At 39.5% G+C, this 26,132-nt stretch carries 29 protein-coding genes; 6 read left to right on the forward strand and 23 right to left on the reverse strand.

The annotated features are described in order from the left end of the window. Positions 1-160 precede the first annotated feature (160 nt). On the forward strand, positions 161-1,231 hold the full coding sequence (locus BPOF4_RS11145; protein WP_012959275.1) for a peptidoglycan-binding protein: 1,071 nt from the start codon (positions 161-163) through the stop codon (positions 1,229-1,231). Between the two features lie 44 nt (positions 1,232-1,275). Here BPOF4_RS11145 and BPOF4_RS11150 read toward each other — a convergent pair whose 3' ends face one another. After that, the gene (locus tag BPOF4_RS11150) at positions 1,276-1,470 is read right to left on the reverse strand and encodes a hypothetical protein (protein ID WP_012959276.1); all 195 of its coding nucleotides are present in this window, start codon (positions 1,468-1,470) and stop codon (positions 1,276-1,278) included. A 99-nt stretch (positions 1,471-1,569) separates the two neighbouring features. Here BPOF4_RS11150 and BPOF4_RS11155 point away from each other — a divergent pair, with 99 nt between their 5' ends. Further along, positions 1,570-1,965, forward strand: coding sequence for a GNAT family N-acetyltransferase (locus BPOF4_RS11155; RefSeq protein WP_012959277.1), 396 nt, complete (start codon positions 1,570-1,572; stop codon positions 1,963-1,965). 49 nt (positions 1,966-2,014) lie between these two features. Here the strand turns inward: BPOF4_RS11155 and ald are convergent, their stop codons facing one another. Beyond that, positions 2,015-3,142: an alanine dehydrogenase gene (gene ald, locus BPOF4_RS11160; RefSeq protein ID WP_012959278.1), complete on the reverse strand. Its 1,128-nt coding sequence runs from the start codon at positions 3,140-3,142 to the stop codon at positions 2,015-2,017. 326 nt (positions 3,143-3,468) lie between these two features. Between ald and BPOF4_RS11165 the strand changes: the two genes are divergently transcribed. Next, positions 3,469-3,900 (forward strand): DUF2621 family protein, encoded by a 432-nt coding sequence (locus BPOF4_RS11165; protein WP_012959279.1) that lies wholly within the window; start codon positions 3,469-3,471, stop codon positions 3,898-3,900. A 50-nt stretch (positions 3,901-3,950) separates the two neighbouring features. Here BPOF4_RS11165 and BPOF4_RS11170 read toward each other — a convergent pair whose 3' ends face one another. Further along, on the reverse strand, positions 3,951-4,460 hold the full coding sequence (locus BPOF4_RS11170) for a CcdC family protein (protein WP_012959280.1): 510 nt from the start codon (positions 4,458-4,460) through the stop codon (positions 3,951-3,953). A 229-nt stretch (positions 4,461-4,689) separates the two neighbouring features. Here BPOF4_RS11170 and BPOF4_RS11175 point away from each other — a divergent pair, with 229 nt between their 5' ends. Beyond that, positions 4,690-4,941 carry an aspartyl-phosphate phosphatase Spo0E family protein gene (locus tag BPOF4_RS11175; RefSeq protein WP_012959281.1) on the forward strand — a complete coding sequence of 84 codons (252 nt, stop codon included), beginning with the start codon at positions 4,690-4,692 and terminating at the stop codon, positions 4,939-4,941. 32 nt (positions 4,942-4,973) lie between these two features. Here BPOF4_RS11175 and BPOF4_RS11180 read toward each other — a convergent pair whose 3' ends face one another. From BPOF4_RS11180 to BPOF4_RS11215, 8 genes are all read right to left on the reverse strand, one after another. After that, positions 4,974-6,764 (reverse strand): ABC transporter ATP-binding protein, encoded by a 1,791-nt coding sequence (locus BPOF4_RS11180; protein WP_012959282.1) that lies wholly within the window; start codon positions 6,762-6,764, stop codon positions 4,974-4,976. Then, a complete protein-coding gene (locus BPOF4_RS11185) occupies positions 6,764-8,518 on the reverse strand; it encodes an ABC transporter transmembrane domain-containing protein (RefSeq protein WP_012959283.1) in 1,755 nt (584 codons plus the stop codon). The genes BPOF4_RS11180 and BPOF4_RS11185 overlap by 1 nt, the downstream gene beginning before the upstream one ends. Positions 8,519-8,719: 201 nt before the next feature. Continuing rightward, positions 8,720-8,938 carry a YneF family protein gene (locus BPOF4_RS11190; RefSeq protein WP_012959284.1) on the reverse strand — a complete coding sequence of 73 codons (219 nt, stop codon included), beginning with the start codon at positions 8,936-8,938 and terminating at the stop codon, positions 8,720-8,722. Positions 8,939-9,062: 124 nt separating this feature from the next. Beyond that, positions 9,063-9,503 carry a sporulation inhibitor of replication protein SirA gene (sirA, locus tag BPOF4_RS11195; protein WP_012959285.1) on the reverse strand — a complete coding sequence of 147 codons (441 nt, stop codon included), beginning with the start codon at positions 9,501-9,503 and terminating at the stop codon, positions 9,063-9,065. A gap of 140 nt (positions 9,504-9,643) precedes the next feature. Beyond that, entirely contained in the window at positions 9,644-11,641 is a 1,998-nt protein-coding gene (tkt, locus tag BPOF4_RS11200; protein ID WP_012959286.1) for a transketolase, read from the reverse strand. A 212-nt stretch (positions 11,642-11,853) separates the two neighbouring features. Beyond that, the gene (locus BPOF4_RS11205; protein WP_012959287.1) at positions 11,854-12,096 is read right to left on the reverse strand and encodes a DUF896 domain-containing protein; all 243 of its coding nucleotides are present in this window, start codon (positions 12,094-12,096) and stop codon (positions 11,854-11,856) included. A gap of 127 nt (positions 12,097-12,223) precedes the next feature. Then, entirely contained in the window at positions 12,224-12,922 is a 699-nt protein-coding gene (locus tag BPOF4_RS11210; RefSeq protein WP_420796444.1) for a YneB family resolvase-like protein, read from the reverse strand. After that, positions 12,885-13,178: a hypothetical protein gene (locus tag BPOF4_RS11215; protein WP_012959289.1), complete on the reverse strand. Its 294-nt coding sequence runs from the start codon at positions 13,176-13,178 to the stop codon at positions 12,885-12,887. The genes BPOF4_RS11210 and BPOF4_RS11215 overlap by 38 nt, the downstream gene beginning before the upstream one ends. Positions 13,179-13,326: 148 nt before the next feature. Between BPOF4_RS11215 and lexA the strand changes: the two genes are divergently transcribed. Beyond that, positions 13,327-13,950: a transcriptional repressor LexA gene (lexA, locus tag BPOF4_RS11220; protein ID WP_012959290.1), complete on the forward strand. Its 624-nt coding sequence runs from the start codon at positions 13,327-13,329 to the stop codon at positions 13,948-13,950. A 127-nt stretch (positions 13,951-14,077) separates the two neighbouring features. Here the strand turns inward: lexA and BPOF4_RS11225 are convergent, their stop codons facing one another. From BPOF4_RS11225 to spoVK, 8 genes are all read right to left on the reverse strand, one after another. Continuing rightward, entirely contained in the window at positions 14,078-14,332 is a 255-nt protein-coding gene (locus BPOF4_RS11225) for a hypothetical protein (RefSeq protein ID WP_012959291.1), read from the reverse strand. Positions 14,333-14,400: 68 nt separating this feature from the next. Continuing rightward, positions 14,401-14,634 (reverse strand): hypothetical protein, encoded by a 234-nt coding sequence (locus tag BPOF4_RS11230; RefSeq protein ID WP_012959292.1) that lies wholly within the window; start codon positions 14,632-14,634, stop codon positions 14,401-14,403. Positions 14,635-14,678: 44 nt separating this feature from the next. Then, entirely contained in the window at positions 14,679-15,014 is a 336-nt protein-coding gene (locus BPOF4_RS11235; protein WP_012959293.1) for a hypothetical protein, read from the reverse strand. Between the two features lie 314 nt (positions 15,015-15,328). Then, positions 15,329-16,678, reverse strand: coding sequence for a type I glutamate--ammonia ligase (gene glnA, locus BPOF4_RS11240; protein ID WP_012959294.1), 1,350 nt, complete (start codon positions 16,676-16,678; stop codon positions 15,329-15,331). Positions 16,679-16,785: 107 nt separating this feature from the next. Continuing rightward, positions 16,786-17,181, reverse strand: coding sequence for a MerR family transcriptional regulator (locus BPOF4_RS11245; RefSeq protein WP_012959295.1), 396 nt, complete (start codon positions 17,179-17,181; stop codon positions 16,786-16,788). 171 nt (positions 17,182-17,352) lie between these two features. Further along, positions 17,353-18,600 carry a methionine gamma-lyase family protein gene (locus BPOF4_RS11250; protein WP_012959296.1) on the reverse strand — a complete coding sequence of 416 codons (1,248 nt, stop codon included), beginning with the start codon at positions 18,598-18,600 and terminating at the stop codon, positions 17,353-17,355. 1 nt (position 18,601) lies between these two features. Further along, positions 18,602-19,873, reverse strand: a complete 1,272-nt coding sequence (hflX, locus tag BPOF4_RS11255) for a GTPase HflX (protein ID WP_012959297.1) — start codon at positions 19,871-19,873, stop codon at positions 18,602-18,604. Between the two features lie 75 nt (positions 19,874-19,948). Next, the gene (gene spoVK, locus BPOF4_RS11260; RefSeq protein WP_012959298.1) at positions 19,949-20,902 is read right to left on the reverse strand and encodes a stage V sporulation protein K; all 954 of its coding nucleotides are present in this window, start codon (positions 20,900-20,902) and stop codon (positions 19,949-19,951) included. Positions 20,903-21,076: 174 nt separating this feature from the next. On the opposite strand from spoVK, the gene BPOF4_RS11265 reads away from it, so the two are divergent. Continuing rightward, the gene (locus tag BPOF4_RS11265) at positions 21,077-22,066 is read left to right on the forward strand and encodes a tyrosine-type recombinase/integrase (protein ID WP_012959299.1); all 990 of its coding nucleotides are present in this window, start codon (positions 21,077-21,079) and stop codon (positions 22,064-22,066) included. A gap of 42 nt (positions 22,067-22,108) precedes the next feature. Here the strand turns inward: BPOF4_RS11265 and hfq are convergent, their stop codons facing one another. Genes hfq through mutL form a run of 4 tightly spaced genes read right to left on the reverse strand, consistent with a single transcriptional unit; the run spans position 22,109 to position 26,129 of the window. Continuing rightward, positions 22,109-22,339: an RNA chaperone Hfq gene (hfq, locus tag BPOF4_RS11270; RefSeq protein WP_012959300.1), complete on the reverse strand. Its 231-nt coding sequence runs from the start codon at positions 22,337-22,339 to the stop codon at positions 22,109-22,111. A 50-nt stretch (positions 22,340-22,389) separates the two neighbouring features. Then, positions 22,390-23,328 carry a tRNA (adenosine(37)-N6)-dimethylallyltransferase MiaA gene (gene miaA / locus BPOF4_RS11275; protein WP_012959301.1) on the reverse strand — a complete coding sequence of 313 codons (939 nt, stop codon included), beginning with the start codon at positions 23,326-23,328 and terminating at the stop codon, positions 22,390-22,392. A gap of 3 nt (positions 23,329-23,331) precedes the next feature. Continuing rightward, a complete protein-coding gene (locus BPOF4_RS11280) occupies positions 23,332-24,123 on the reverse strand; it encodes a class I SAM-dependent methyltransferase (RefSeq protein WP_012959302.1) in 792 nt (263 codons plus the stop codon). 29 nt (positions 24,124-24,152) lie between these two features. Further along, positions 24,153-26,129, reverse strand: a complete 1,977-nt coding sequence (gene mutL / locus BPOF4_RS11285; protein ID WP_012959303.1) for a DNA mismatch repair endonuclease MutL — start codon at positions 26,127-26,129, stop codon at positions 24,153-24,155. Between the last annotated feature and the right edge of the window lie 3 nt (positions 26,130-26,132).

The raw sequence follows: 26,132 nt of genomic DNA on the forward strand, positions 1-26,132 counted from the left end.
ACACATACATATTTTGGCGATCTTGCCACCGATTATCTCGTAGCAATTTCATATATTACAAGTATATTGCAGTTTGATTAAGTAGAACGAGAATGCTTGCCTAACTCGTTTGATAGCTGTTACGATTACTAGCGTTGAACGAAGTAAGGAGGTATTCACTTTGAAAAAACAAACTAATTCAAAGCTTTTACGGAACTTCGGACTACCGCTTGCTACAGCTGGCGTGCTCCTATTTGCATCACCAGCCATTTCAGAGGCAAGTGACTTAGGAAGCAATCTCTTACACAAAGGCGTAGATGGCGAGAGTGTCCAAGTAGTTCAAGAACTCTTGCATGAAAAAGGCTTATTAGATGAAGCCGCTATAACAGGAACATTTTCAAAAGAAACATTTGATGCTGTTTCCACATATCAAGAAAAGCATAACTTAGTAGTGGACGGAATTGCTGGTCCGCAAACAGTAGGTGCGATGAAAGTTCTAGAAAAAGGTGACGAAGGGGTATTAGTAGAAGACCTTCAACATCAATTAGTAGATCTAGGTTTCTATGAAGGAAATAAAGATGGCTTGTATGGTCCATTAACACAAGCAGCGGTTAAAGGATTTCAAAAAGCTCAAGGAATCTCTGTAGACGGCATTGCCGGCCCTGAGACTTACTCTAACCTTTACTACTCAAACCCAGCCGCTAATAAGGCAGCTGAGCCACAAGCTCCTGTAGCGGAAGCTCCAGTCGAAACAGCTCCTGAATCCCAAGAGCCTGCAGAAGCTCCAGTTGAAGAAGTGCCTGTTGAAGAAGCTCCTGTAGAGGAAGCTCCTGCACAAGCTGAGGAAACAACAGAAGAACCTGCTGCTGAAGAACCACAAGCTGAGGAGCCTGAAGCAGTAGAAGAGCCTGCTGTAGAAGAAACAGAAGAAACAGTTGATTCTGCACCTGCAGACAGCGAACAAGCAACATTCGAAATGGAAGCAACAGCGTACACTGCATATTGTGAAGGATGTTCTGGTGTAACGGCTACTGGAATTGATTTACGCGAAAATCCTAATAAAAAAGTAGTAGCAGTTGATCCTAGCGTTATCCCTCTTGGATCACGTGTACATGTAGAAGGATACGGCGAAGCAATTGCTGGAGATACTGGCGGCGCTATTCAAGGCCATAAAGTAGACTTGCACATGGCAACGAAAGAAGAAGCGATTAACTTTGGCCGTCAAACAGTAACAGTAACGGTGTTAGATTAATATATGTTTAAAAAGCACATCTGCTTATTGCAGATGTGCTTTTTCTATTTCGTCCAGCCCGGTTCATATGTATAAATCGCAGCCCCGCCGTGCTGAGCATTCCCTCTAAAGCTTTTAACATCGTCCTGCGCCACTAATACGGAACGAAAATCCAAGAAATCTTCTTTTGTAACCGTATAAGATTCTAACTCCTTATTACGTAATTGTTCAAGAATCGATTGTGCCTCTTCTTTCGTCAACGGACTCTCCTCCTGCCTTTATCTGAACGTTATGGTATAGTTAATGATAATAACATCGTACGATACTATTAAACTAAAGAACGGAGTGTATGTAAACCTATGATCACATATGAAGTGAATCGAGCGATCTCTGCTGAGCAATTAGCTGATCTTTTTAAGCGTTCTACAATTAAACGGCCACATGAAGATGCAGCTCGGTTGACTAAAATGATTGAAGCCTCTCCTCTCCTTGTCACTGCGTGGGATGGTGGCCATTTAACTGGTGCAGCCCGTTCGCTGACTGACTTCTCCTATTGCTGTTATTTATCTGATTTAGCTGTAGATAAGCGTTATCAGCATAAAGGGATCGGACGTAAATTAATCGAGCGAACCAGACAAGAAATCGGAACCGAATGCTCGCTGATCTTACTCTCCTCCCCTGAAGCACTTGATTATTACCCAAAAGTTGGTTTTAAGAAAGCTGATCACGCTTACTATATTCAACGAAAACAATAAAAGTCAGAGGATTCATTTCCCCTGACTTTTTTATTTGCCAGATGTGTTTTTATGACTGAAGTGTTTTTAATGCTTCACGAGGAGCTAAGTACTCATACCCTAAATCACGAGCTACCGCTTCGTATGTGACAGTTCCTCCAGCTGCATTAAGCCCAAGCTCTAAAGCAGGATTTTCTTCGATTGCACGATGTACACCTTTATTAGCAATTTGCAGCGCATAAGGGATTGTCACATTCGTTAATGCAATCGTTGAGGTTCGCGGAACTGCTCCTGGCATATTAGCAACAGCGTAATGAACAACGTCATGTTTTGTATAGGTCGGTTCATCATGTGTGGTGATACGGTCTACCGTCTCAATAATTCCGCCTTGGTCAATCGCCACATCGACAACCACTGACCCTGCCTTCATCGACTTAATCATTTCTTCTGTAACAAGCTTAGGTGCTTTCGCTCCAGGTATCAGCACCGCGCCAATCACTAAATCTGATTCCGCTACCGCTTCTGCAATATTCAACGGGTTCGACATCATCGTTTGAATATCTGTTCCGTATAAGTCATCTAATTGTCTAAGGCGCTCAGGACTTAAATCCATAATCGTGACATCTGCCCCAAGACCCATCGCAATCTTAGCTGCATTTGTTCCAACAACACCCCCGCCAATGACTGTTACTTTTCCACGTTTTACACCAGGGACGCCTGATAATAAAATCCCTTTACCGCCTTTAGGCTTTTCAAGGAATTGAGCACCAATTTGAGACGCCATACGGCCAGCTACCTCACTCATTGGAGTAAGTAATGGAAGAGTTCGTCCCACTTGAACGGTTTCATACGCAATGGCCGTTACTTCTTTTTCAACTAATGCTTTGGCAAGCTCTGCTTCAGCTGCTAAGTGCAAGTATGTGAATAAAATAAGACCTTTTCTGAAATAAGCATATTCAGATGGGAGCGGCTCTTTCACTTTCATAATCATATCTGCTTTTTCCCAAATAGCTGCAGGGTCAGCTTCAATTTCAGCACCAGCTTGAACATATTGCTCATCACTAAATCCGCTTCCAATACCCGCATTTTTCTCGATTAATACATGATGCCCAGCCTGAACGAGCGTCATCACACTTGCAGGGGTCATCGCCACACGATTTTCATTGTTTTTTATTTCCATAGGTACACCAATTAACATGTAGACATCCTCCTTTGAACTCTTCAACATTTTCTTATTTTCAGTATAATCATTCTTAGTCAAACTGACCTTGTGGAAAATAATCAAACAACTCTGTCTCTTTTTGTATTTTTCCACAAATCACAAATTATCACTTCACAAATGTAAAAATTAAGATTATACCTGTTCTGCCTTACCCATTTTCGCCTTCCTCTACCTATTCTATCCCCTCATTCATCTGCCTTTTTACATTTTGTCAGCTTTTAAAGAGAAAAATTAGACACCAATAGCAGTTTTAAGTTGTTTATGGTAGGATAGAATCGATACGTAGAAGAGGTGAGAATAAAATGCCTACTTGGTTTATGTGGTTTATCGTACTATGGACCATCTTTTTGATTACAGTAATGTTTATCGGCGGATATTTCATGTTCCGTAAATTTCTTAAGCGTCTGCCTAAAGAAGATGGAAAAAGTATTCTAGATTGGCAAGACTACTATATCGAGAAGACGATTCATTTATGGGACGCAGAACAAAAAGCATTATTAAAAGATTTAGTTGAACCTGTTCCTGAATTGTTTCGAGACGTCGCTAAAGGAAAAATTGCGGGGAAGATCGGTGAGCTTGTATTAGAAGAAAATGCGAGTGTCTTAACCCAAGATTATATTATCCGCGGATACATTCTAGCTACGCCTAAACGTGATCATAAATTTTTAAAGAAAAAGTTAAAAGAAAAAGAAATCGATATGACACCATACAAACAATTGCTAGAATCATCTTAAACAAAGAACTCGCTCAATAGAGCGAGTTCTTTGTTTAAATTCGTATTCGTTTATGTTTCAGCAGGTACGATTATTTTTTTTGGGGGATTATTCATTAATTCTGCTTCAAGTTTTCGATACGATCGATACATCGAAATCCGCCACGGAATAATCATTCCATAAGCAAGTAAAAAGAACATACCAGCGAGCTCTTCAAATTGAACAGCGTCCCCAATGATCAGTTTAAACGTGATTCGAGCAACTAATAGACCGACTAATATAAATGCAAACGCTTTTGAACGTTTTAAATAAATTTGATTGCGCTTAATTTCAAAATTAGAGGTTTTTATTAATAATATGGAAAAAATCATGCCGACTGCTAATGCCTCAATCACCTGCCACCAAGCAGGGCGAGCTGGTTCATAGAGAAACATCAAAAAACCAGTAGACATAAAAATCGGAGGTAAAATAATTTTTTTTGCAGAAGCTGGACGTTTCGTTGCCTTAAGTCGAATAATAATAGCTAGAGTAGCCATTATAGCTGCCCCGATTGTTGATAATAATATATACGTATCACTCAATTTAGCTCACTCCTTTCTCATGAGCGTACCCATCCCTTTAAACATACCTTAAAGCGTCCTCTCTTTCAAACATTATTCAAACATTTGATAAAAAAATCTGCTATTTGACAAATATAAACGAAATATTCGCTTCTCTTTTAGTTAGGGCGTTTCTTCCAAATAATTCAGATTGTTTTTAAATGAGGAGAATATTATGATATATGTAAGCGATTCGTGGAGGGTTGCACCTATGACAAAAAGGCAGCTAGAGGATTCATTAAGAAAACAAACTAGAAATTTTATAGAAGACTCAGTGCAAGCCCCAAATGAGAGAGTAACCGAAGAATCCATTGAAGAATCGATCGAAAAAAAACGGAATGAATTAATTAAAGTTGGTACAAGCAACGGTCTTCATTCTAAAAAAGCCGTTGAAGTAAGTCAGCAGCTAGACCAGTTGTTAAATAAATACGATCGCTTATTAAAAAAGAAAATAACAAAATAGAACCGACTTAGCAGATGCCAAGTCGGTTATTTTTAACTCAGTTTAATTTTTTCATTAGACCCTTTTTGCAGGAGGTACATTTTGTGATAGAGACCTTCTCTTTCTAACAGCTCTTCGTGATTACCTCGCTCAACAATCTCTCCTTGATGGAGGACCAAAATTTGATCTGCATCTTTAATGGTTGATAATCTATGAGCAATCGCAATCGTCGTTCTACCCTCTTGCATTTTTCTAAGTGCCATTTGGATCGCTTCCTCTGTTTCTGTATCTACATTTGCCGTTGCTTCATCTAAAATGAGTACTTTTGGATTAGTGGCCATCGTTCTTGCAAATGATAAAAGCTGACGCTGTCCACTTGATAGCGTTGACCCACGTTCTGCTAAAACTGTGTCATATTGATTTGGCAAATGTTGTATAAATTCATCTGCCTGAACAAATTCTGCTGAAGCACGCACTTGTTCATCGCTAATGCTATCCCGGTTCAGACGAATATTATGTGCGATCGTCCCCGTATATAAAAATGGATCTTGTAGCACGAGTCCGACCTCTCTTCTTAGTTCCTCATTAGGATAATTGTATAATGATTTGCCATCGATAATAATATCACCTTTAGATAATGGATAAAATCGCATGAGCAGATTTATAATGGAACTTTTTCCGCTTCCGGTATGTCCGACTAGTGCAACCGTTTCTCCTTTTTTAACTGTAAATGAGATATTCTTTAACACATCCGTTTTTCCGTCGTAAGAAAAAGTCACGTCACGAAATGTAATATCCCCTTGCTCGATTCTGTGAGGATCTCTCCCCTGTTGGCTCGGTGCATAATCCTGATGGTCCATTAGTTTAAACACTCGTCCTGCTGAAACAATTGCCTGCTGAAATAAGGACAATCTCATCATCATTTGGTTAACTGGTTCAAAAAAGCGATCTAAGTAATTAACAAATGCATAGATAACCCCGATCTCAACAGGGCTGACAAAGGATGTCACACCAAAATAACTTAGCACTAAGATTAATGCGAGAATAGAAATAAGATCCACCATCGGCCGCAGGAGCAGCCCATCTAATTTCATGCTCTTCATACCAGCATCTAGATGTTCATCATTGACTCGCGAAAACTCTTTTCGCAATCGTTTTTCCTGCCTGAACATTTGAATAATCGCCATACCTTGAATCGATTCATTCATTTTCGCATTTAATTGGCTTAATTTTTCACTCATATCCGCATAAAACTTTGAGCTCCATTTACGATAGAGCTGCATTAAGCCAAGCAAGATTGGAATTAAAAATAAGCAGTAAAGCGCAAGTGTAGTATTTAAATAAAACATCGCTACAAAAACTCCGATTAAAAACATGATGTTTTGGACAAAAGTTGCTAATACCGTTACATACAGCTCCTTGATTGATTCTGTATCATTGGTAATGCGAGAAATCAGCCCCCCTGCAGGCGTTTTATCAAAGAAAGCCAGGCCTAAACGCTCTACATTACTAAATACATCGACTCGCAGCTGTTGAATAATTCTAAGAGATACTTTTTGAAATAAAAAGGATTGAAAATAATTAACAAACACTGAAGAAATATGCAAACTTAGATACAGAACTGCTAAAAGTACAAGTTCATTAGTCGGAAAAACTTGTGGTGTGAGATAATCATCGATAAAAATCTTGACTAAAATAGGACCCATTAGTTCCGCAGCTGTAGCAAGGAGCAGCAAGGTAAAAGCAATCGATAACGTTTTAGCATGCGGCTTTGCATAACCTAAGAGACGATAGAGGACCTGCCGTTGTTCTTTCTCTGTTAATACACGGTCTTTGTGTTCCATTACTCCTCGCCACCTCCTCTTACTACAGACTCTAGCTGCTGTTGGTCATACATGGTGCGATACCATCCGCCATCATTCATCAATTCTTCATGCACACCACGCTCTATTACTTTTCCATCTGCTAAAACAAGTATTAAATCTGCATGTTTAATTGCACTTAAGCGATGTGCTGTAATAATCGTTGTTTTTCCGCGGCGGTTTTCTCTAAGCGAGTTTAGTATTTGTTCTTCTGTCTTTGCATCAACAGCTGATAAAGAATCATCCAATATAAGAATATTAGGATCAGAGATAAGCGCTCTTGCTATCGAAATTCGCTGCTTTTGACCTCCAGAGAGTGTTACTCCTCGCTCTCCAACAACTGTATCGTACCCTTGATCAAATCGAGTGATATCCTCATGAATGTTTGCTAGTTTACAAGCTTGAACAATCTCTTTGAAACTAGCATCAGGCTTTGCAAATGCTACATTATCAGCAATCGTCGCTGAGAAAAGGAAATGTTCTTGCGGTACGAGTCCGAATGCTCTCTTTAATGCATCAAGGGAATATTCATTTATTGAACGTTCATTAATTCTTATCAATCCATCTGAGACATCATACTCTCGCTGCAGCAATTTTATCAATGTAGACTTACCACTGCCTGTTTTTCCTACAATCCCGAGTGTTTGACCTTCTTTTAAAGTGAAATGCAGATCAGTCAATGCATTTTTATCTGTACCTGGGTATGCATAGGAGTTCAAGGAAACATCAATGTCTCCTTTTGCGACCGTATCAACTGTCGCCAATTCATCTGTAATATCTTGCTTTTCGCTTAACAAATGCTTGATACGATCATATGAAGCTCTTCCACGTTCAACAATGTTAAACAGCCATCCAAAGGCAAGCATCGGCCAAATCAACAGACCAAGATAGATGGTAAAACTCGTTAACTGGCCGATTGTCATTTCATCAGCGATCACATAACGTGCGCCAAATACAACAGCAAGAAAATAAGACAGCCCGACAATCAATGAAATTGTTGGATCAAATAAAGCATCTACTTTGGCAACCGAAACATTTTTTTCGACAACTTGCTCCGATTGCGCACGAAACCCTTCTATTTCGCGTTCCTCTTGACCAAAAGCTTTTGCCACTCTGACCCCGGTAATACTTTCCTGTACATTGTCATTTAAATCAGAAAAAGCTGCTTGAGCCACATGAAATCTTTTATGCAGCAACGTTCCATAATAGCTTGTTAAAAGCGCCATGAACGGCATCGGAATCAAACTGATCAACGTTAACTCCCAGCTGATGGTGAGGGCCATCGTTAAAATAACAAAGCCTCCCATTGTCAGTGAATCCACTAAAGTAAGCACGCCTTGCCCTGCTGTCGCTTGAACAGCTCTAATGTCATTTGTAGCATGTGCCATTAAATCGCCAGTCCGCTGTTTTTGATAAAATTTACTCGACATATTTGTAAAATGTTCATATAACTGATTTCTTAAAAGACGTGCTAAGCGAATCGCTGCCCCAAAAATCATAATCCTCCATACAAAACGAAGCACATAGACGATTAGCCCTACACCTAGTAAAACTCCAACCCATGAAAGCAGGGTTGTTGTCGTCAACGTCTGCTCTGCGATATGATCCACAATCACACCCACTATATACGGGGGTAATAAGGTGAAAATAGAAACAAAAGCCAATACTAAAATACCCAACCCATAAGAAACACGTTCCCGTTTGAAAAACCACCACAAGTCTTTAAATACAGACATCTTACCAATTTCCTCCCCCGCAAAAAACCGAAAGTAATTAATATTCCGTAAATTAAATGGATACGTACATGATAAATATTACATATTCCTTCCACCCTTCTCATGTATTGGAGCAACTATCTTATTTCCTTATTATGTATGATAGCATAACATCTTTTTACAGTAGAAAAACACCCCAATATGAGGTGCTTGTCCGATACATTATTTCGTTTGTTGCTTTTGCATTGCTTTCATCATCTGATTTATCTTCTTTTGTGATGGATTTTGACCCATTTGCATCATCATCACTCGAAGCATTTGCTCATTAATTGGCGGGTTCTTCTTTAAATAAGACATCATCGTCTTACGTGCGATAAAGAAACCGATAGCAACACCCGCAAGTACTGCGATCGTGTAGCCTAAAATATGAATCCATGGCATACGTCCAACGTCCTCCTTCAAACAAAATAAACCGTTCAAGCTTAGCCTGAATCAACCTACATTATTATATCGTAACGAGACCGTTTTTAAAAGCTCCTTATGAAATTTGTTCCTATTTATCCGCTTAGACAAACTTAACTTGCTTAATAGGATTAAGCCATCCAAAACGATGAGTTTCAAAATTGATGGCAAAAAAACAAGGGTCTATTTTTCTCAGCACTTCAAAAAACATCGTTTCTGCTTCAATTTCACCAGTCGATGTTAATGATAGGTGTTTCTTATGAATTAGTAATTCAGCGCAGCTTTCAGGTTGGGCAAGGTCAAGCACATGGATATGTTTATTTACTTTATAGGAGGATAAATTTGAAAAAGCAGCCATCATTTTTTGCTGCAGCAACAAACCAGGCATCGGCTTTGAAATATATTCTATCTGCAAATCAATAATTTGCTTTTGTTCAGGTGAAGCCATCGTTCTTTCTAAAAATAAATGAAATAGTTTTGACTCTTGTCCAAAATAGTGCTGCGCAACGTCCTCTTCTAGTAAAAACAATTGATAATGTCTCATTCGCTGCACCCCTTTCATTCATCTCTTTACGATAAGTATAGGGGATGCTTCCTAAAATCATTGTCTTAAACTGGCGAGGAATTTCACTAGTTTTGTCGAATAAAAAGACCGCCTAAACAAAAGGCGGTCTTCATCATTCATTATTTATTTAATAAAACTTTTGCTTTAGCAACCACATTATCTACAGTAAAGCCATACTCCTGCATAATGCGCTCTCCTGGTGCTGATGCTCCAAATTGATCAATTGCAAGTACATCGCCGTGATCCCCAACATATTTATGCCAGCCAAGAGATGCTCCCATTTCAATACCTAAACGAGCTTTTACATTTGGAGAAATAACTTCATCCTTGTATTCTTTTGGCTGTGCTTCAAAGCGATCCCAGCTTGGCATGCTGATAACAGATGCATGAATGCCTTCTTTTTCAAGCACTGCTTGTGCTTCTACTGCTAGTGGAACCTCTGAACCAGAGGCTAATAAAAGTAAGTCTGCATCTCCATTTGCACGAGATACAATATAAGCACCTTTTTTCACACCTTCATAAGCCGTTTCTTTTGTTCCTTCAATAGTAGGAAGGTTTTGACGAGTAAGAACTAATGCTGTTGGTGTATCTTTTGATTCAAGCGCTAACTTCCACGCTGCAACCGTTTCATTGCTGTCACCAGGACGAACAACAGATAAACCAGGCATTGCACGAAGAGCTGCTAATTGTTCAACAGGCTCATGTGTCGGACCATCTTCACCTACAGCAATACTATCATGTGTAAAGACATAAATAACTGGAAGATTCATTAATGCAGATAGGCGGATAGCCGGACGCAGGTAGTCAGAGAACACAAAGAATGTTGCTCCGAATACTTTCACTCCCCCGTGCAGAGCCATACCATTTACAGCTGCACCCATCGCAAATTCACGAACACCAAACCACACATTGCGGCCGCTGTAATCTTCACGAGTAAAGTCACCAAGATCTTTCATCATTGTTTTGTTTGAAGATGCTAAGTCAGCTGAACCTCCGATAAGTTGAGGAACATGTTTAGCAAATGCATTTAATGCCTCACCTGATGATGCACGAGTTGCTACGCTTGAGCCGACATCATATACTGGAGCATCTTGATCCCAGCCCTCAGGAAGTTCGCCTTTAACAGCAGATTCAAATTGGGCAGCAAGCTCAGGATAAGCCTCTTTATATGTTGCAAATAACTCATTCCAGCTTTCTTCCGCTTTTGCACCTTGTTCTTTCACATTATTATAAAACTCTTTAACGTCTTCAGGAATGTGGAAATCTCCATCGCCTTCCCATTTATATGCTTCACGTGTAAGCTTCACTTCATCAGCACCAAGCGGAGCTCCGTGAGAAGCGGATTTACCAGATTTGTTTGGAGAGCCGTAGCCGATAACTGTCTTCACTTCAATTAACGTTGGACGATCATCTTCTTTAGCCGCTTTAACCGCACGGTTAATCTCATCAATGTTATTTCCGTCTTCCACACGAATGACTTGCCATCCGTATGCTTTATAACGATCTTCAACGCTCTCTGAGAATGAACGGTTTAATTCACCATCAAGTGAAATATCATTTGAATCATACATCACAATAAGGCGGCCTAATTTTAAGTGTCCTGCTAGTGATGCTGCTTCTGCAGAAACACCCTCCATTAAATCTCCATCTCCACAAATGCTGTATGTGTAATGATCAACGATATTGTACCCATCACGATTATATGTACTAGCTAAATGACGTTCTGCCATTGCCATACCTACTGCCATTGCCACACCTTGTCCTAATGGGCCGGTAGTAGCTTCTACTCCAGGAGTATGTCCAAATTCAGGGTGACCAGGTGTCTTACTTCCCCATTGACGAAATGATTGTAAGTCTTCTAGAGAAACATCGTATCCAGTCAAGTGAAGAAGGCTGTAAAGCAGCATAGATCCATGACCAGCAGATAATACAAAACGATCACGGTTTGCCCAATCGGGGTTTGAGGGATTGTGCTGCATATATTTTGTCCAAAGACTAAATGCCATCGGAGCTGCACCCATTGGCATACCTGGATGGCCTGAGTTCGCTTTTTCAATACTATCAATTGATAATGTACGAATGGTATTAATTGCTTTTAATTCAACATTTGTTGACATGATTTCGTTCATCCTTTCCGTTACTGAAAACGTTGTATTCGTGTTTCATCATATACTTTCTTGCCCGTTTTAACAAGCGGATTCGACAAATTCTCACCGGTTTGTTGCATTTTGACACTCTCCTTACTATTTCTCAACTACAGAAGTCTTATCCTATATATAAGAGGTGTTTTTATAGAAAAAGAAAAACCCTCTTTATAAAAAAGAGAGTTTTAATGGATGAAGCCGCCGTTCTTCTTTTGTTTACTATCTTTCAATGCTTGAGGTGTCACATCATTTCCCTCTTCATCTACTACTTTTACAGAGTGCAGCTGATTTTTGAAGGATTTACGGAACGTTTGGATATATTCTTTTCTAAGAGCTTGCTGCTCTTTTTCCTCTGATTTCGTTAAGCCAGTTGATTTTGATCGTTTAGAAAGCTCATTAATTCTAGCAATCTTATCTTTTGATAGCATTTGATTCACCACCTTTAAAATGAACACGCCCATTTAAAAATGTACATATCTAAATATGAACAAATCCTACTTTATCATGAATCTATAAACACTATCAAGTGAGGTGTTTTGAGCTTTACAAGCTTATTTAGCTGTTCAAATCTTCATTTAATTTCGCTTCTTCATATTCACGATACCGGCGATGGACAGTGGCTTTTGAAACATCATAACCGAAACCTCTTAATGTCGCAGCTATATCATGAAAAGTTAATTTGCGCTCACGAAGCCGGACAATATCTTCAATGGGTACTTCCTTTTTATCTCTGCCGCCTATTCTTTCGCCGCTTAGATTATCTTGAGGTCTATATCCCCTTTCCACCGCTGCCCTCATCCCTCGCTTTATTTTCAAATTATGTAATTTACGTTGATACTCTTCAACAATTGAGACGATATCAAGAACCATCGAATCTGCTTCCGATAGGCGCAGCTCTCCCTCATCCTGAATCGTATAGATTGTAATATTATCTTTTCGGAGCTGATGAAGGATAGCCATCTTCGCATGTCCGCGCCCAAGCCGAGTATCATCTTGGACCAAAACTGATTGTGCTTTATCTTCCTTAATAAGGTCTAGTAATTTCAATATTCCTTCACGATCGATTTCATAACCGCTTGCTTTCTCTTCAATTACGTGCACCACTTCTAGCCCGTAATCTTCAGCTATCTTTTCTAATTCACTTTTCTGTCTTTCGATGGATGTTTGCTGTGTTTCTTTTTCTGTGCTTACCCTACAATAAATAATAGCTTGGTTATTATTTATCATTTTGCTTGTCTTTTTGTTCGTACGCATAGGCATACAGATTTTCAATCTCCTTTGTTGATTCATCTTTATCTAAAGCATCTAACTGGCCGGCTTTTATAACTTCACCGTTTGAGAGCGGCTCTTGCTCATTATTAACTAATTCATACTCTTGTGCAATCGTATTTGTCATATCCTCTTGGTCTATTTCTCCGCCTGAGAAAAGAATCGAGCTATACATAAACATCAATGCGAAAACCGCAGTAATCATAATGAATAATTCTTGTCCTGAAAATTTCCTAATCATTTTCATCACCCCATAAGAATGTTTGTTCCCATTTACTATAAATGAGAACACTCGTTTGTGTCAAGCCGGTTTTAGAACTTATGTTTGCATTACGTATGTTCGCATGGTACAATTTAGTCAAGAAGGAAACAAAAGCGAGGTGTTATTCGTGTCAAAACTATCAAAACGTCAACAAGAAATCCTAGATTACATTAAGATAGAAGTGAAGAAAAAAGGTTATCCCCCTTCTGTACGTGAGATTGGAGAAGCGGTGGGACTAGCGTCAAGTTCAACTGTTCACGGCCATTTGTCTAGACTTGAGAAAAAAGGTTTAATCAGACGAGACCCTACCAAGCCTAGAGCGATTGAAGTACTAGAAATGGATGAGCTAGATCCAGTTGTGCATGAGAAGAAAACGGCTTACGTTCCGATTGTAGGTAAAGTCACTGCCGGTATGCCTATCACCGCCATCGAGAACGTAGAAGAATACTTGCCTCTGCCTGATCACCTTGTAACAAATGATTCCGTTTACGTTCTTGTTATCCAAGGAGATAGTATGATTGAAGCTGGTATTTACGATGGCGATATGGTCATTGTCCGTCAGCAGCAAACTGCTAATAACGGCGATATCATTGTCGCAATGACGGAAGAAAATGAGGCGACAGTGAAACGCTTCTTCCGTGAAAAAGATTACATCCGATTGCAGCCCGAGAATTCTACAATGGAACCAATCTTACTAAAAGATGTAACGGTTCTCGGAAAAGTTATCGGAGTGTTCCGTACTCTTCATTAAAGTTTCATATAAAAGCTTGTTCTCTATATTATGAGGACAAGCTTTTTTTATGAATGTATTTATAAAAAAAGATGAAAAGTTTAAAAGCTTGAAAGCTTTCAAACTTTTCATCTATATGAACGAGAGTTTAAAACGCCCACGGCCTGATGAGCGGAGCATTGTGATCTTCTTGGCTCGTCTTATACCCTCTACGTCTAAACTGCCGGTCCATCTCTCTTACCATCGTACGATATTGATTCTGATCCAAGCGGCCATCTGCAAATAAGTAACATGCAAAGGCATACGCTAAAGCAGAAGTGTCAATATTTACGGTTACATCCACATCCGAATTTCCACTTTCATGAACGAATGCTTTCGTTTCTGTTTGATTACGATGCTGCATCGTCATTCACCTCTCTTATGTTGAAATGGGCATTAGCTTATTGCTAATACCCATAACTAATAAAGCTATTAATCGTTCAAACGTGCACGTGCACGAGCATAAGCTTCTGCATCTACGAAAACGTCTACTTCTGAGTTACCGCTGTCATCTACATAAGACTCATTAAAGTTAAAGTTGTAGTTCTTATCCTTTAACGTATTTTCATTATCTACACGGTTACGGTTCTTATTATGACTATCAACTTCTGCATTTAACCAAACATCAGCTACTTCACGACGTCTTTCTCTTTTCTTACGACTCATTTTATTCTCCTCCTCATTTTTGATCTTCTTCCGTTCTTAGCTGCCTACCAAAACCAATTCCAGCATTTACAGCAATGTTTTCTTCTGCGGTCGCCTGCTACAGGACCTCTATCGCGATCCCTGCGGCGTCTACGATCTTGTTCACCCGCTACTGGGCCGCCGCCATTATCGCCGCTGCGTGCATTTGCTCTAGCAAACGCCTCAGTATCTACAAATACATTAACATTAGAGTTTCCACTATCTTCTACATAGGAATAGTTAACGTTATAGTTGTAGTTCTTATCTTTTAAAGTATTCTCATTTTCTACCTTATTTTCGTTCTTATTATTTGCCCATACGTCAGAGCCGCCGTGATCACATTTCTTATGACACCACCACATAACTTTCCCTCCTTTTTTCTTGGAATACTTATATGTATGTCATGTAGTATGATAGCGTATAGACAAGACTCTAGTTTTCGTTTATTTTTTTACATTAATTTCATAAAAGCGTATGCGAAACATTTTTGGGATTAAAACTAATCAGATCTCAAGAAAGCATTATAAATGGAGTTTTTTTATGAAGGAATATATTCAAAGCCTGACAGTTACGAGGATCTACACGACTTATATGTAGATATATAGAAGTTGGTAAAGTTTAGAGAGATTAAGAAGTAAAGAAAACCCCTTTAACTGAGTTAAAGGGGTTAGCTGTATTAATAAGATGACATATATTGCTCGCGCTCCCAAGGGTGAACTTGTGTTCGGAACATGTCCCACTCGATTTCTTTTGCTTCAACAAAGTGCTCCACTGCATGCTCACCAAGAGCTTTTACAAGAACTTCGTCTTTAACAAGCTTATCAAGAGCATCTTTAAGTGTAGCTGGAAGGTCATTGATACCTTCTTCTACACGCTCTTCTTTACTCATTACATAGATGTTACGATCTGTTGCTGGTGGCGGCGTCATTTTCTTCTTGATTCCATCAAGACCTGCAGCAAGAAGAACAGCCATTGCAAGGTAAGGGTTAGCAGCCGGGTCTGGACTACGAACTTCAATACGAGTACTCACACCGCGAGAAGAAGGAATACGTACTAGCGGGCTGCGGTTTTTCATTGACCAAGCCACATATACAGGAGCCTCATATCCTGGAACTAAACGTTTGTATGAGTTCACGATTGGGTTCGTAATAGCTGTGAAAGCTTCAGCATGCTTTAGAGTACCGCCTAAGAAATGCATAGCTGTTTCACTAAGCTGCGAATCTGTAGACTCGTCATAAAATACGTTGCCGGTTTCGTCAAATAATGACATGTTACAGTGCATACCAGAACCATTTACACCAAATAACGGCTTAGGCATGAACGTCGCATGCAAACCATGCTTACGTGCAATTGTTTTAACTACTAATTTAAATGTTTGAATATGGTCACACGCTGTAACCGCATCAGCATATTTAAAATCAATTTCGTGCTGGCCTGGAGCAACCTCATGGTGAGAAGCTTCAATGTCAAAGCCCATATCTTCAAGTTCTAAAACGATGTCACGGCGGCAGTTCTCACCTAAATCAGTTGGTGATAAATCAAAGTACCCACCTTTGTCATTAAGTTCTAGAGTCGGTTCACCGTTTGCATCATTCTTGAATAAGAAGAACTCTGGCTCAGGACCAATATTGAATGCAGTAAAGCCCATATCCTTCGCTTCAGCTAAAACGCGCTTTAAAATACCACGAGGATCACCTTCAAATGGTGTCGGTTCTTCACCTGGCTCACCTGGTTGATAAATATCACAGATTAAACGTGCTACTTTACCTTTTTCCGGCGTCCAAGGGAAGACAACCCATGTATCAAGATCTGGATATAGATACATATCTGATTCCTCAATACGAACAAACCCTTCAATTGATGAACCATCAAACATCATTTTGTTATCTAATGCTTTTTCAAGCTGATCAACTGGGATTTCTACGTTTTTAATTGTTCCTAATAGATCAGTAAATTGTAAACGAATAAATCTTACGTTATCTTCCTCAGCAATTCGCATAATATCTTCGCGTGTGTACTTTGACATTGTTATGTATTCCCCTTTCAAATTCTTTAAAAATGTATTTGCAGAATCGGTTCCCTAAACTAGAATACCCTGATTCCATTCATACGAAACCGATTCATACAGCCTTTTCAATGGAAAAATCTAGATAACTGACCTTGAATAATTGATGCCCTGCCGTTTCTTCCTGCCATCATTAAATCTTTTTTAAGATGGTTTCTTAATTCTCGGTCAGAAAGCGGCTTTTTAGAAGCTTCTTCTTGATCAGTACGCATTTGCACTTGCTGTTTCATTTGAATAATTTGTTTAATTCCTGAAATGTTAACCTTTTGATCTAGCAACGCTTTAATCTCTAATAATCGATCTACATCATTAAACGAGAATAATCGTTGATTCCCATCGGTTCTAGCAGGCTTTATTAATTCATGCTGCTCATAATAACGAATCTGCCTAGCTGTAAGTTCTGTCAGCTTCATTACTATCCCTATCGGAAATAAAGGCATGCTGCGACGAATTTCATCATTCATCTTGCCACCTCCTTGTCTTCTCATAGATTAGTATAAACAATGTCAGTTTCTTTGTCAAACTCATGTCAGCTTCCCTCACATAAAATTTTTCGATATTTTCCCTTTAAATAGAAAGTTCAGAAATATCTTCAGTAAAAAAAGCGTTCAACCGAACAGATTGAACGCCCTCTTTTATATTATTCGATCAAGTGCTTGTAAAACGGCAAGTTTTACGTGTTCATAAGTAAGTCCGCCTTGCACGTACGCAAGGTAAGGAGGTCTTATTGGGCCATCGGCAGTTAACTCGATGCTTGCTCCTTGAATAAATGTACCTGCCGCCATAATCACATCATCTTCATACCCCGGCATATAACTTGGCTGCGGTTTAACATGCGCATTTATAGGAGAAGCGGCTTGGATCTCTTGGCAGAACGCAATCATTGTTTCAGCATCTTTAAAGCGAACAGATTGAATTAAATCTGTACGTCTTTCATCCCAATGAGGAGAAGTCTCCATTCCTGCTTCTTCTAAGCATGCTGCTGTAAATACAGCGCCCTTTAAGGCTTGAGATACGACATGGGGAGCTAAGAAAAATCCTTGGTACATTTCTAGCAGGCTGTATAAGCTAGCACCGCCTTCAGCCCCAATACCAGGTGCAGCAAGACGATAGGAAGCAAGTTCAATTAATTCCTTATCCCCGACAATATAGCCGCCAGTTTTAACAAGGCCGCCGCCAGGATTTTTAATTAAGGAGCCGGCAATTAGATTAGCCCCCACTTGAGTCGGTTCTAATGTTTCAACAAATTCGCCGTAGCAATTATCAACAAAAACAATAACGTCCTCTTTAATTGAGCGTACAAAGTCAATCATTTCTTTTATTTCGTGAATGAAATAAGAAGGACGATCCCCGTAGCCTTTTGAACGTTGAATCCCTATCATTTTTGTATTAGTATGAATCGCCTCTCTGATTGCATTTTTATCAATCCAGCCATCTTCTACTAACGGAACTGCTTTATAGCTTATTCCAAATTCCTTTAACGATCCATTTCCATTACCTCTGATTCCAACGATCTCTTCAAGGGTATCATAGGGCTTTCCTGTGATGTATAAAAGTTCATCGCCAGGCCTAAGCACTCCAAATAATGCCGTAGCAATCGCATGTGTCCCTGAAATAATCTGCGGACGAACGAGTGCGGCTTCACCGCCGAACACATCAGCATAAACACTTTCTAAAGTATCTCTTCCTGCATCGTCATATCCATAGCCAGTAGAGGGTGTAAAATGAAAATCAGATACTTGATGCGTCTTAAAGGAAGCCATTACCTTTGCTTGATTGAAAAGAGCGGTTTCTTCAATCTCACGGTGGTGGCCGGCAATGTTTTCCTCTGCTTTTTTCATGAGTTGCTTAAGTTTTTCTTGATGTGTAAATGTTTCGTACATTTTATGACTCCTTCAGTAAACGTTCTTTGAGCTGACTATAAATAGATGTATTTTCTAAAGCATGTCCTTCAATGACATAAGCTTCCCTGGATTCATCAAATTGCTGGGTATGAATCATTGTTTCTTGTCTAGCAGCAGCTAAAATATGACCTTCATCTGCTTTAATGATTGATCGATAAGGCATCATCATTCCCTTTAATGCTTGTTCAATTTTCACCTTTAAAGCGAGCAGATCTTCCTCATTATAAGCACTCATTATGATTGAGTCTTTTGTATGAGTCGGAATAAAAACATCCGTTTTTTGATCGGCTTTATTATAGATGAGCAACTGCGGTATGGAGTGCGCTTCTAATTCTTCTATTAATTTAATTACCGTTCTTTCATGTTGTTCATAATCCGGATGAGAGCAATCAACAACATGTAATAATAAATCAGCTTCTTTTAGCTCCTCTAACGTGGAGCGGAATGATGCAACAAGTGTCGTTGGCAAATCCTGAATAAATCCAACGGTATCAGACATTAACACTGAAAATCCACTTGGAAGGTGAAGCTGCCTTGTCGTCGGATCAAGCGTGGCAAATAATTGATCTTCTTCAAGCGTGTCGGCTTTTGTTAACCTGTTTAAAAGAGTTGATTTCCCTGCATTTGTATACCCGACTAAAGCAAGTTGTATAGCAGCATTCTTTTTACGTTTTTCACGATATCTTACCCTATGATTAACGACCGCTTCAAGCTGCCGCTCAATTTCATTCATTCTCCTTCTAATATGACGCCGGTCCGTCTCAAGCTGCGTTTCCCCCGGACCTCTTGTTCCGATTCCGCCTCCTTGTCTTGATAGAGCTAGACCTTGTCCAGATAACCTGGGAAGCAGATATTTAAGCTGGGCTAATTCCACTTGCAGCTTACCCTCTCTGGATTTTGCCCGCGAGGCAAATATATCAAGAATCAACTGAGTTCTATCGATAACCGCTATACCGCACTCGGCATGAAGGTTTCTCATTTGGCTTGCTTGTAATTCATCATTGAAAATAACTAGATCAGCTTCTGTCTCTTCTATAAGATGAACAAGCTCCTGCACTTTCCCTTTTCCAACATACGTAGAAGACTCAACCTTTTCTCTTTTTTGTGTGATCGTTCCTACGACTTTTCCCTTGGCGGTTTTAGCAAGGCTCTCAAGCTCTGCGATCGATTGTTCAAACTCTTCGTCCTCTCGATTCACTTGGCACCCTACAAGTATTACATGCTCTATATCCCTTTGCTTTATATCTTGCATATTCGGCACATCCTCACTTCAACATCATAATGTTATCTAAAAAAGCCAGGCACACACACGCCCGGCCTCTGCTCATTACTTAAGCTTAACATGAGAAGCATCAAAATTAAAATCTTCTTTTTCTAGAGTCACAAGGGATTCACGATCATACAGCCCTTCTTTCAATAACCGAACAGCCTGCATACGAATAGCTTCCTCTATAATATTACGAATATATCTACCATTTGAAAATGTTTTTTCTTGTTCAAGCCTTAATTTCCGCAAATGTTCTTTTACGTGTCTCTTTGCCTCATCCGTAAGCTCATACTCTCTTTCAATTACCATCCTTGCGGCCATCTCAAGCAGCTCTTCTGATGTGTAATTTGGGAAGTCAATTGCAATCGGAAACCGCGATGGGAGTCCTGGATTTAACGAAAGAAAATACTCCATTTCTCTTTGATACCCAGCTAAAATCAACACAAATTCATGCTGTTGGTCTTCCATCGCTTTAACTAGAGTATCGATGGCTTCCTTTCCGAAATCTTTTTCTCCTCCGCGCGACAATGAATAAGCTTCATCAATAAATAATACCCCGCCATTTGCTTTCTTAATGACCTCACGTGTTTTTTGAGCCGTGTGACCAATATATTCCCCTACTAAATCTGCTCTCTCCACTTCAATTAATTGACCTTTCGCTAATACATTCATTTCATGAAAAAAAGAAGCGATCATACGAGCAACCGTTGTCTTTCCCGTCCCTGGATTTCCTTTGAAGATCATATGGAGCACTTGCTTAGAAGCTCTAAGTCCTAATTCTTTTCGTCTTTGATTAATATAGAGCCACGCATAGATTTCTTTTATCAGCCTTTTCACTTCATTTAATCCTACGTACTCTTCAAGCTCCTTTTCAAAACGATCTAAGATTTCATGTTTTTGGCGGTCTTGCTCAGATTTAAATAAGGAATCTGCTTCATTTGTATGTGGAGTCTGTTTGTGGTTTAAAACAACATTAATACGCCCATTCTTTCTCGTATTGACTCGGTCATTCATGCAAAACACCCCTTTATTACCGAGTTCGGTGCATTACAAGACAGTATCTATTCATTCTTATTCATACGCTAAGTGGAATAAAAGTGTGACAAATGCCTAGAAGGATGAGGATGAAAATGAAAATATTCCTATTTTTTTGCTATAATACATTCATAGAAAGGGAGGGATTCATACATGTCTGTTTCCACACCTGAATTTATTACAGATTATCTTGACTCTTTATATGAAAAGGGACGGAAGGAGGCTACGATAAAACGATATCGTTATGACCTTCTAGATTTCCTTGAGTGGATGAAGGATCACAATAAACCGTTAACAATAGAGGGTTTTGACTCTCTTTCAATTGATGAAATGGCCCTTTTCTTTGACGAGTTAATTAAACATCGTTCCTACAAAATACGTACAACAAGAAGAATTTATTCCGTGATTCAACAATTAGCAAGATTTTATATAAAAAAAGGACAACTTCAGACACACGCTATTCTTTTCTACACTCAGCCAGAATTGATTCAAACTCCATTACAACGAAAGGAATGGGTAAGCTCTGCTGAAGCCGACCAGCTCTTTTCTGTCGTTCGTTCTTATGAAGGATTAAGTGAAAATCAAATGAGAGCACGCCCTCTATTAATTGCTCGTAACGAATGTCTTTTACATTTATTATTGCATTATGGATGTTCTCTCCACGAGGCAGCTTCCCTTACCACTCGTGATATACGATTTGAACGAAATGAGATACGTGTCCAATCTGAAAAAGGGATATCAAGAATTGTACCGATCACTCACGAGCATAAACAGCTTGCCTACAACTACTTAAAGACGATTCCAGAAGCGGTAAGACCTAAGCTTTTTTCAGATGAGCCTTTTTTTGTAGCCTTTGATTTTCAACGCGGTACGTTCCGCTGGTCATACGAAGAAGATCAACCGAAGCAATTAACGATAATCTCTATTCAAAAAATGATTCGACAGGAAGTGGAAAGAGCGGGGCTGCGGAAAGGAATTTCAGCGCAGCATTTAAGACACACCTATATTCTTAGAAAACTACTAAATGGTGACGATGCGATCTCTTTGCAGCAGCAGCTTAGCTTTAAATCACTTCTATCACTTAAGCGCTACACGCTTACCATCAATCAATTAACAGAAGAGCAAAAACGAGAATTACAATAAAAAAGCTTTGGACAAAAGTCCAAAGCTTTTATAAATGATTTCTTATACTTCATCAGATTTCAATTGAACATTGCGTTGAGGAGCGAAGGTTGAGATCGCATGTTTATATACAAGCTGCTGCTTCCCTTCAGACTCGAGAATAATCGTAAAATTATCAAAGCCCTTAACATGGCCGCGTAATTGAAAGCCGTTTAATAAAAAGACAGTTACCGAGATGTTTTCTTTGCGTAGTTGGTTCAGAAATTGATCTTGAATGTTGATGGATTGTTTCATTAGAAGTCCTCCTCTTTATATCTCTATCCTTGTTTATTCGAGTTCTTTTTTCAATTTCCTTCTAAAAATTTGTCTACTGTGAAATTTACAATGTCTTGATAGTGCTTTGTTGGCTCAAAGGCAGACACAAAATACCATGCAGCATCCGTTTTATTTTTGAACCAGGTGAGCTGTCTTTTGGCATATCTTCGCGAGTTTTGCTTTAACACCTCAATCGCTTCATCCCTTGTATAAAGTCCGTCAAAATAAGCATAAATCTCTTTATAACCAATCGCTTGAATCGATTGACAATCACGGAGCCCTTGATCATAAAAGTGTTTCACCTCATCAAAAAGGCCAGCTTCTACCATTAAATCTACTCGTTTATTAATGCGGTCATATAAGTCTACACGATCCATTGTTAACCCAATCATCACTAAATTATACAAGGATTCTTGTTTTTCTTCGGTTTGCTGCTCCGAAAATAATTCCCCTGTCACATAGTTTACTTCTAGAGCCCGGATGACCCTTCTTACATTATTAGGATGAATCTTTTCACATGCTTTAGGGTCGATCTCCATCAGCTTTTGATAGAGCGCTTCGTTACCGTTCTTCTCGGCTTCTTCTTCAAGCTTTTTTCGATACGTAACATCTGTCGGAACTTCAGCAAAATCGAATCCGTGTGTGACAGCATTCACATAAAGCCCTGTACCGCCAACCAAGATTGGCAGCTTTCCTCTCTTAGTGATATCAGAAATAAGCGGGCGGCATAATTCTTGGAATTCAGCTACTGAAAAAGGCTCGTCCGGCTCTTTAATATCAATGAGATAATGCGGGATGCCCTCTTGTTCCTCTTTTGTCACCTTTGCCGTTCCAATATCCATACCCTTATATATCTGCATCGAATCACCACTGATAATTTCGCCATTCATTGCCTTTGCTGCATGAATGCTAAGAGCCGTTTTACCAACTGCTGTTGGACCGACAATCACCATTAATCTTTCTTTCATTCCTTACACACCTCTATTTGTAGTAACATCAATAAAACCATAATGGAAAGCTGCATGCTGGCGTTTTATTTGCTTAAATCCAAACTTGTTAAAGCGTTCACTTTGCCAATGGTCTTTAAGAACGACTTTCTTTTTGGCTACACGTTTTGCGTGAAAGAGCACTTCTTCATCAATATCATCATGACATGCTATGCCTTTTAACCCTTTTATTCCTGTAGAAGTTTCAACATGCACCTCAAACATTGGGTCAAAGTAAACGACATCAATTGAAGAGGAAGAGGCTTGTTGTAAATAGGGCAGATGGTGAGTATGAATTACGTTGATCTCCCTCATCCGCTCAATCATCACTCTTGGCCCTTCCTGCCATTCTTTAAGACCTTCTTTAACAATATAAGCCGCCTCAAGATTTGCTTCTAACCCAGTGACACATCCTTTTTCACCTACCGCAAGCTTTGCCATTAAACTGTCAGAAGCAAGCCCAAGCGTACAATCAAGAAAGCTCATCCCCTCTTTTAAATCCGCCACATCAACGAGTGGATCCCTCATCCCTCTTAACCATTGCTTCACACGAAACATAGCAGAACTCGGATGATAGAAAAAGGGCTCCATTCTATCTTCTGTATATAACGTTAACCTGCTTTTAGCGACGACAATCACTTTGCTTTCGTGAGTGTTCAACAGCTCATCTACTGATGCATCATTCCTCTTTATGAACAGACCATTAAGGTGACTGGCTACTTCTTTTGCTTTTCCTTCTAATTTGCTTGCTTGTTTCCTTGCAGTCGTTACGATCATGTTTTCCTCTTCTTTCTGAGTATTAGCTTCTACATCACGCGCTTAAACATTTTCTCAAGTTCATATGAAGAGAAATGAATAAGAATGGGCCTTCCATGAGGACAAGTAAAAGGATCACTGCTTTTTCGCAATGATTCAAGCAGAGCAAACATTTCATCTTGCCTTAAATGACGATTTGCTTTTATCGATGCTTTGCAGCTCATTAAAATAGCCGCATCTTCTCTTAAGCGTTTAATATCAATTTTTGCCGTTGTAAGCAGGTGGTCGATAATTTCTCTAATCGTTTCTTCTTCAAGGCCTTTAGGCAGCCATACAGGATGAGAACGCACAATATAGGTTTTAGAACCAAATTCTTCTAAAAATACTCCTACTTGTTTCAAATCATCTAGATGCTGATCAATGATGATCGCCTCTTGGTTCGTGCACTCGATCGTCATTGGAACTAACAACTCTTGTGTTTCCCTTGGTACTTCTCCTACTTTTTCTCTATAATACTCATATTTTATTCGTTCCTGCGCAGCATGTTGATCAATCAGATACATACCGTTTTCATTTTGAGCCACGATATACGTACCATGCATTTGCCCAACTGGATACATCACCGGAACCCTGTCATGAAGCTCGTTTGTTTGTTGCTCATGTACACTGCTCGCAAAGTCGCCCTCTGCTTTATGCGTCTCTGGCATTTCTAGTGAATCTACTTGATTTTTTTCTAGATTATCTTCTTTAACCTTACTTTTTTCAAACTTATCTTCTTCTACCTTACTTCCTTCAGCCTTATCGAAAAATTTGCTCCCATTTCCGTCTTTCTCTATCGTTCCAGCTTCCTTAACAATTGACGGCAGAGGATCCTTCGCATGATTTCCCTTTGTTTGCGCACCACTATTATTTACTTGATTTAATAGTGATTGATCAAATAGTGACGAATCAGTATCTGATGTAGCCTTCTCAAATGGAAGTGTCTCCTGGTAATGTATTTGTTTAGGTTTTTCGGTAGTATGTTTTATTTCAGGGATAAGAGTTTGTTTATTGAAAGCTGATTGAATAGACGAGGTAATAAGCTTAGCTAGTTCATCTTCTTTACTTAAACGGACTTCAAGTTTAGATGGGTGTACGTTCACATCAATTAATGTAGGGTCCATCTCAATACTTAGCACAACAACCGGGTACCTTCCGATCGGTAATAATGTATGAAATCCTTCTTGAACTGCTCGAGCAAGATGAAAATTACGTATATATCTCCCGTTAATAAATAAACTCATGTATTGTCTGGACGCTCTTGTTACTTCAGGCTTTGCAATATACCCCTCGATCGAATAATCAAGAGAGGTACCCGAGACAGCAACCATTTCTTTGGCTACATTCCGTCCGTAAATCGAGGCAATAACCTGCCTCACATCTTTATTCCCGGTCGTCTTAAGCATTTCTTTACCATTATGATAGAGGGAGATAGCCACATTTGGGTGAGCTAAGGCCAGACGATTGACGACATCACTCACATGGCCTGCTTCCGTGTGTACTGTTTTTAAATACTTCAAGCGAGCAGGGGTATTATAAAATAAATTCTGAACGATGACTTCTGTTCCTTTACGGGTTTTTGAAGGGGTGCGTGAAGTAATATGGCCGCCTTCTAAAGTCAGCTCTACACCTGGTCCCTCACCCGTGCACGTTCTCATCGTTAAATGTGACACAGATGCTATACTTGGCAATGCCTCCCCGCGAAACCCTAATGTGCGAATTTGGAAAAGATCGCGGTCGGTTTTGATTTTACTTGTCGCATGTCTATAAAAAGCCGTTTCTACATCATCAGCTTGAATCCCATCGCCATTATCAAGGATGCGAATCGATGACATTCCGCCTTCTTCCATTTCGATCAAGATGTTCGTACTGTGTGCATCTAACGCATTTTCAAGCAGTTCTTTTACAATCGACGCCGGACGCTCGACTACTTCTCCAGCTGCAATCTTATTAGACAGAAACGCATCTAATTTAACAATTTGAGCCATCGA

The organism is Alkalihalophilus pseudofirmus OF4 (genome assembly GCF_000005825.2).
GTDB classification, from domain to species: domain Bacteria; phylum Bacillota; class Bacilli; order Bacillales; family Bacillaceae_D; genus Alkalihalophilus; species Alkalihalophilus pseudofirmus.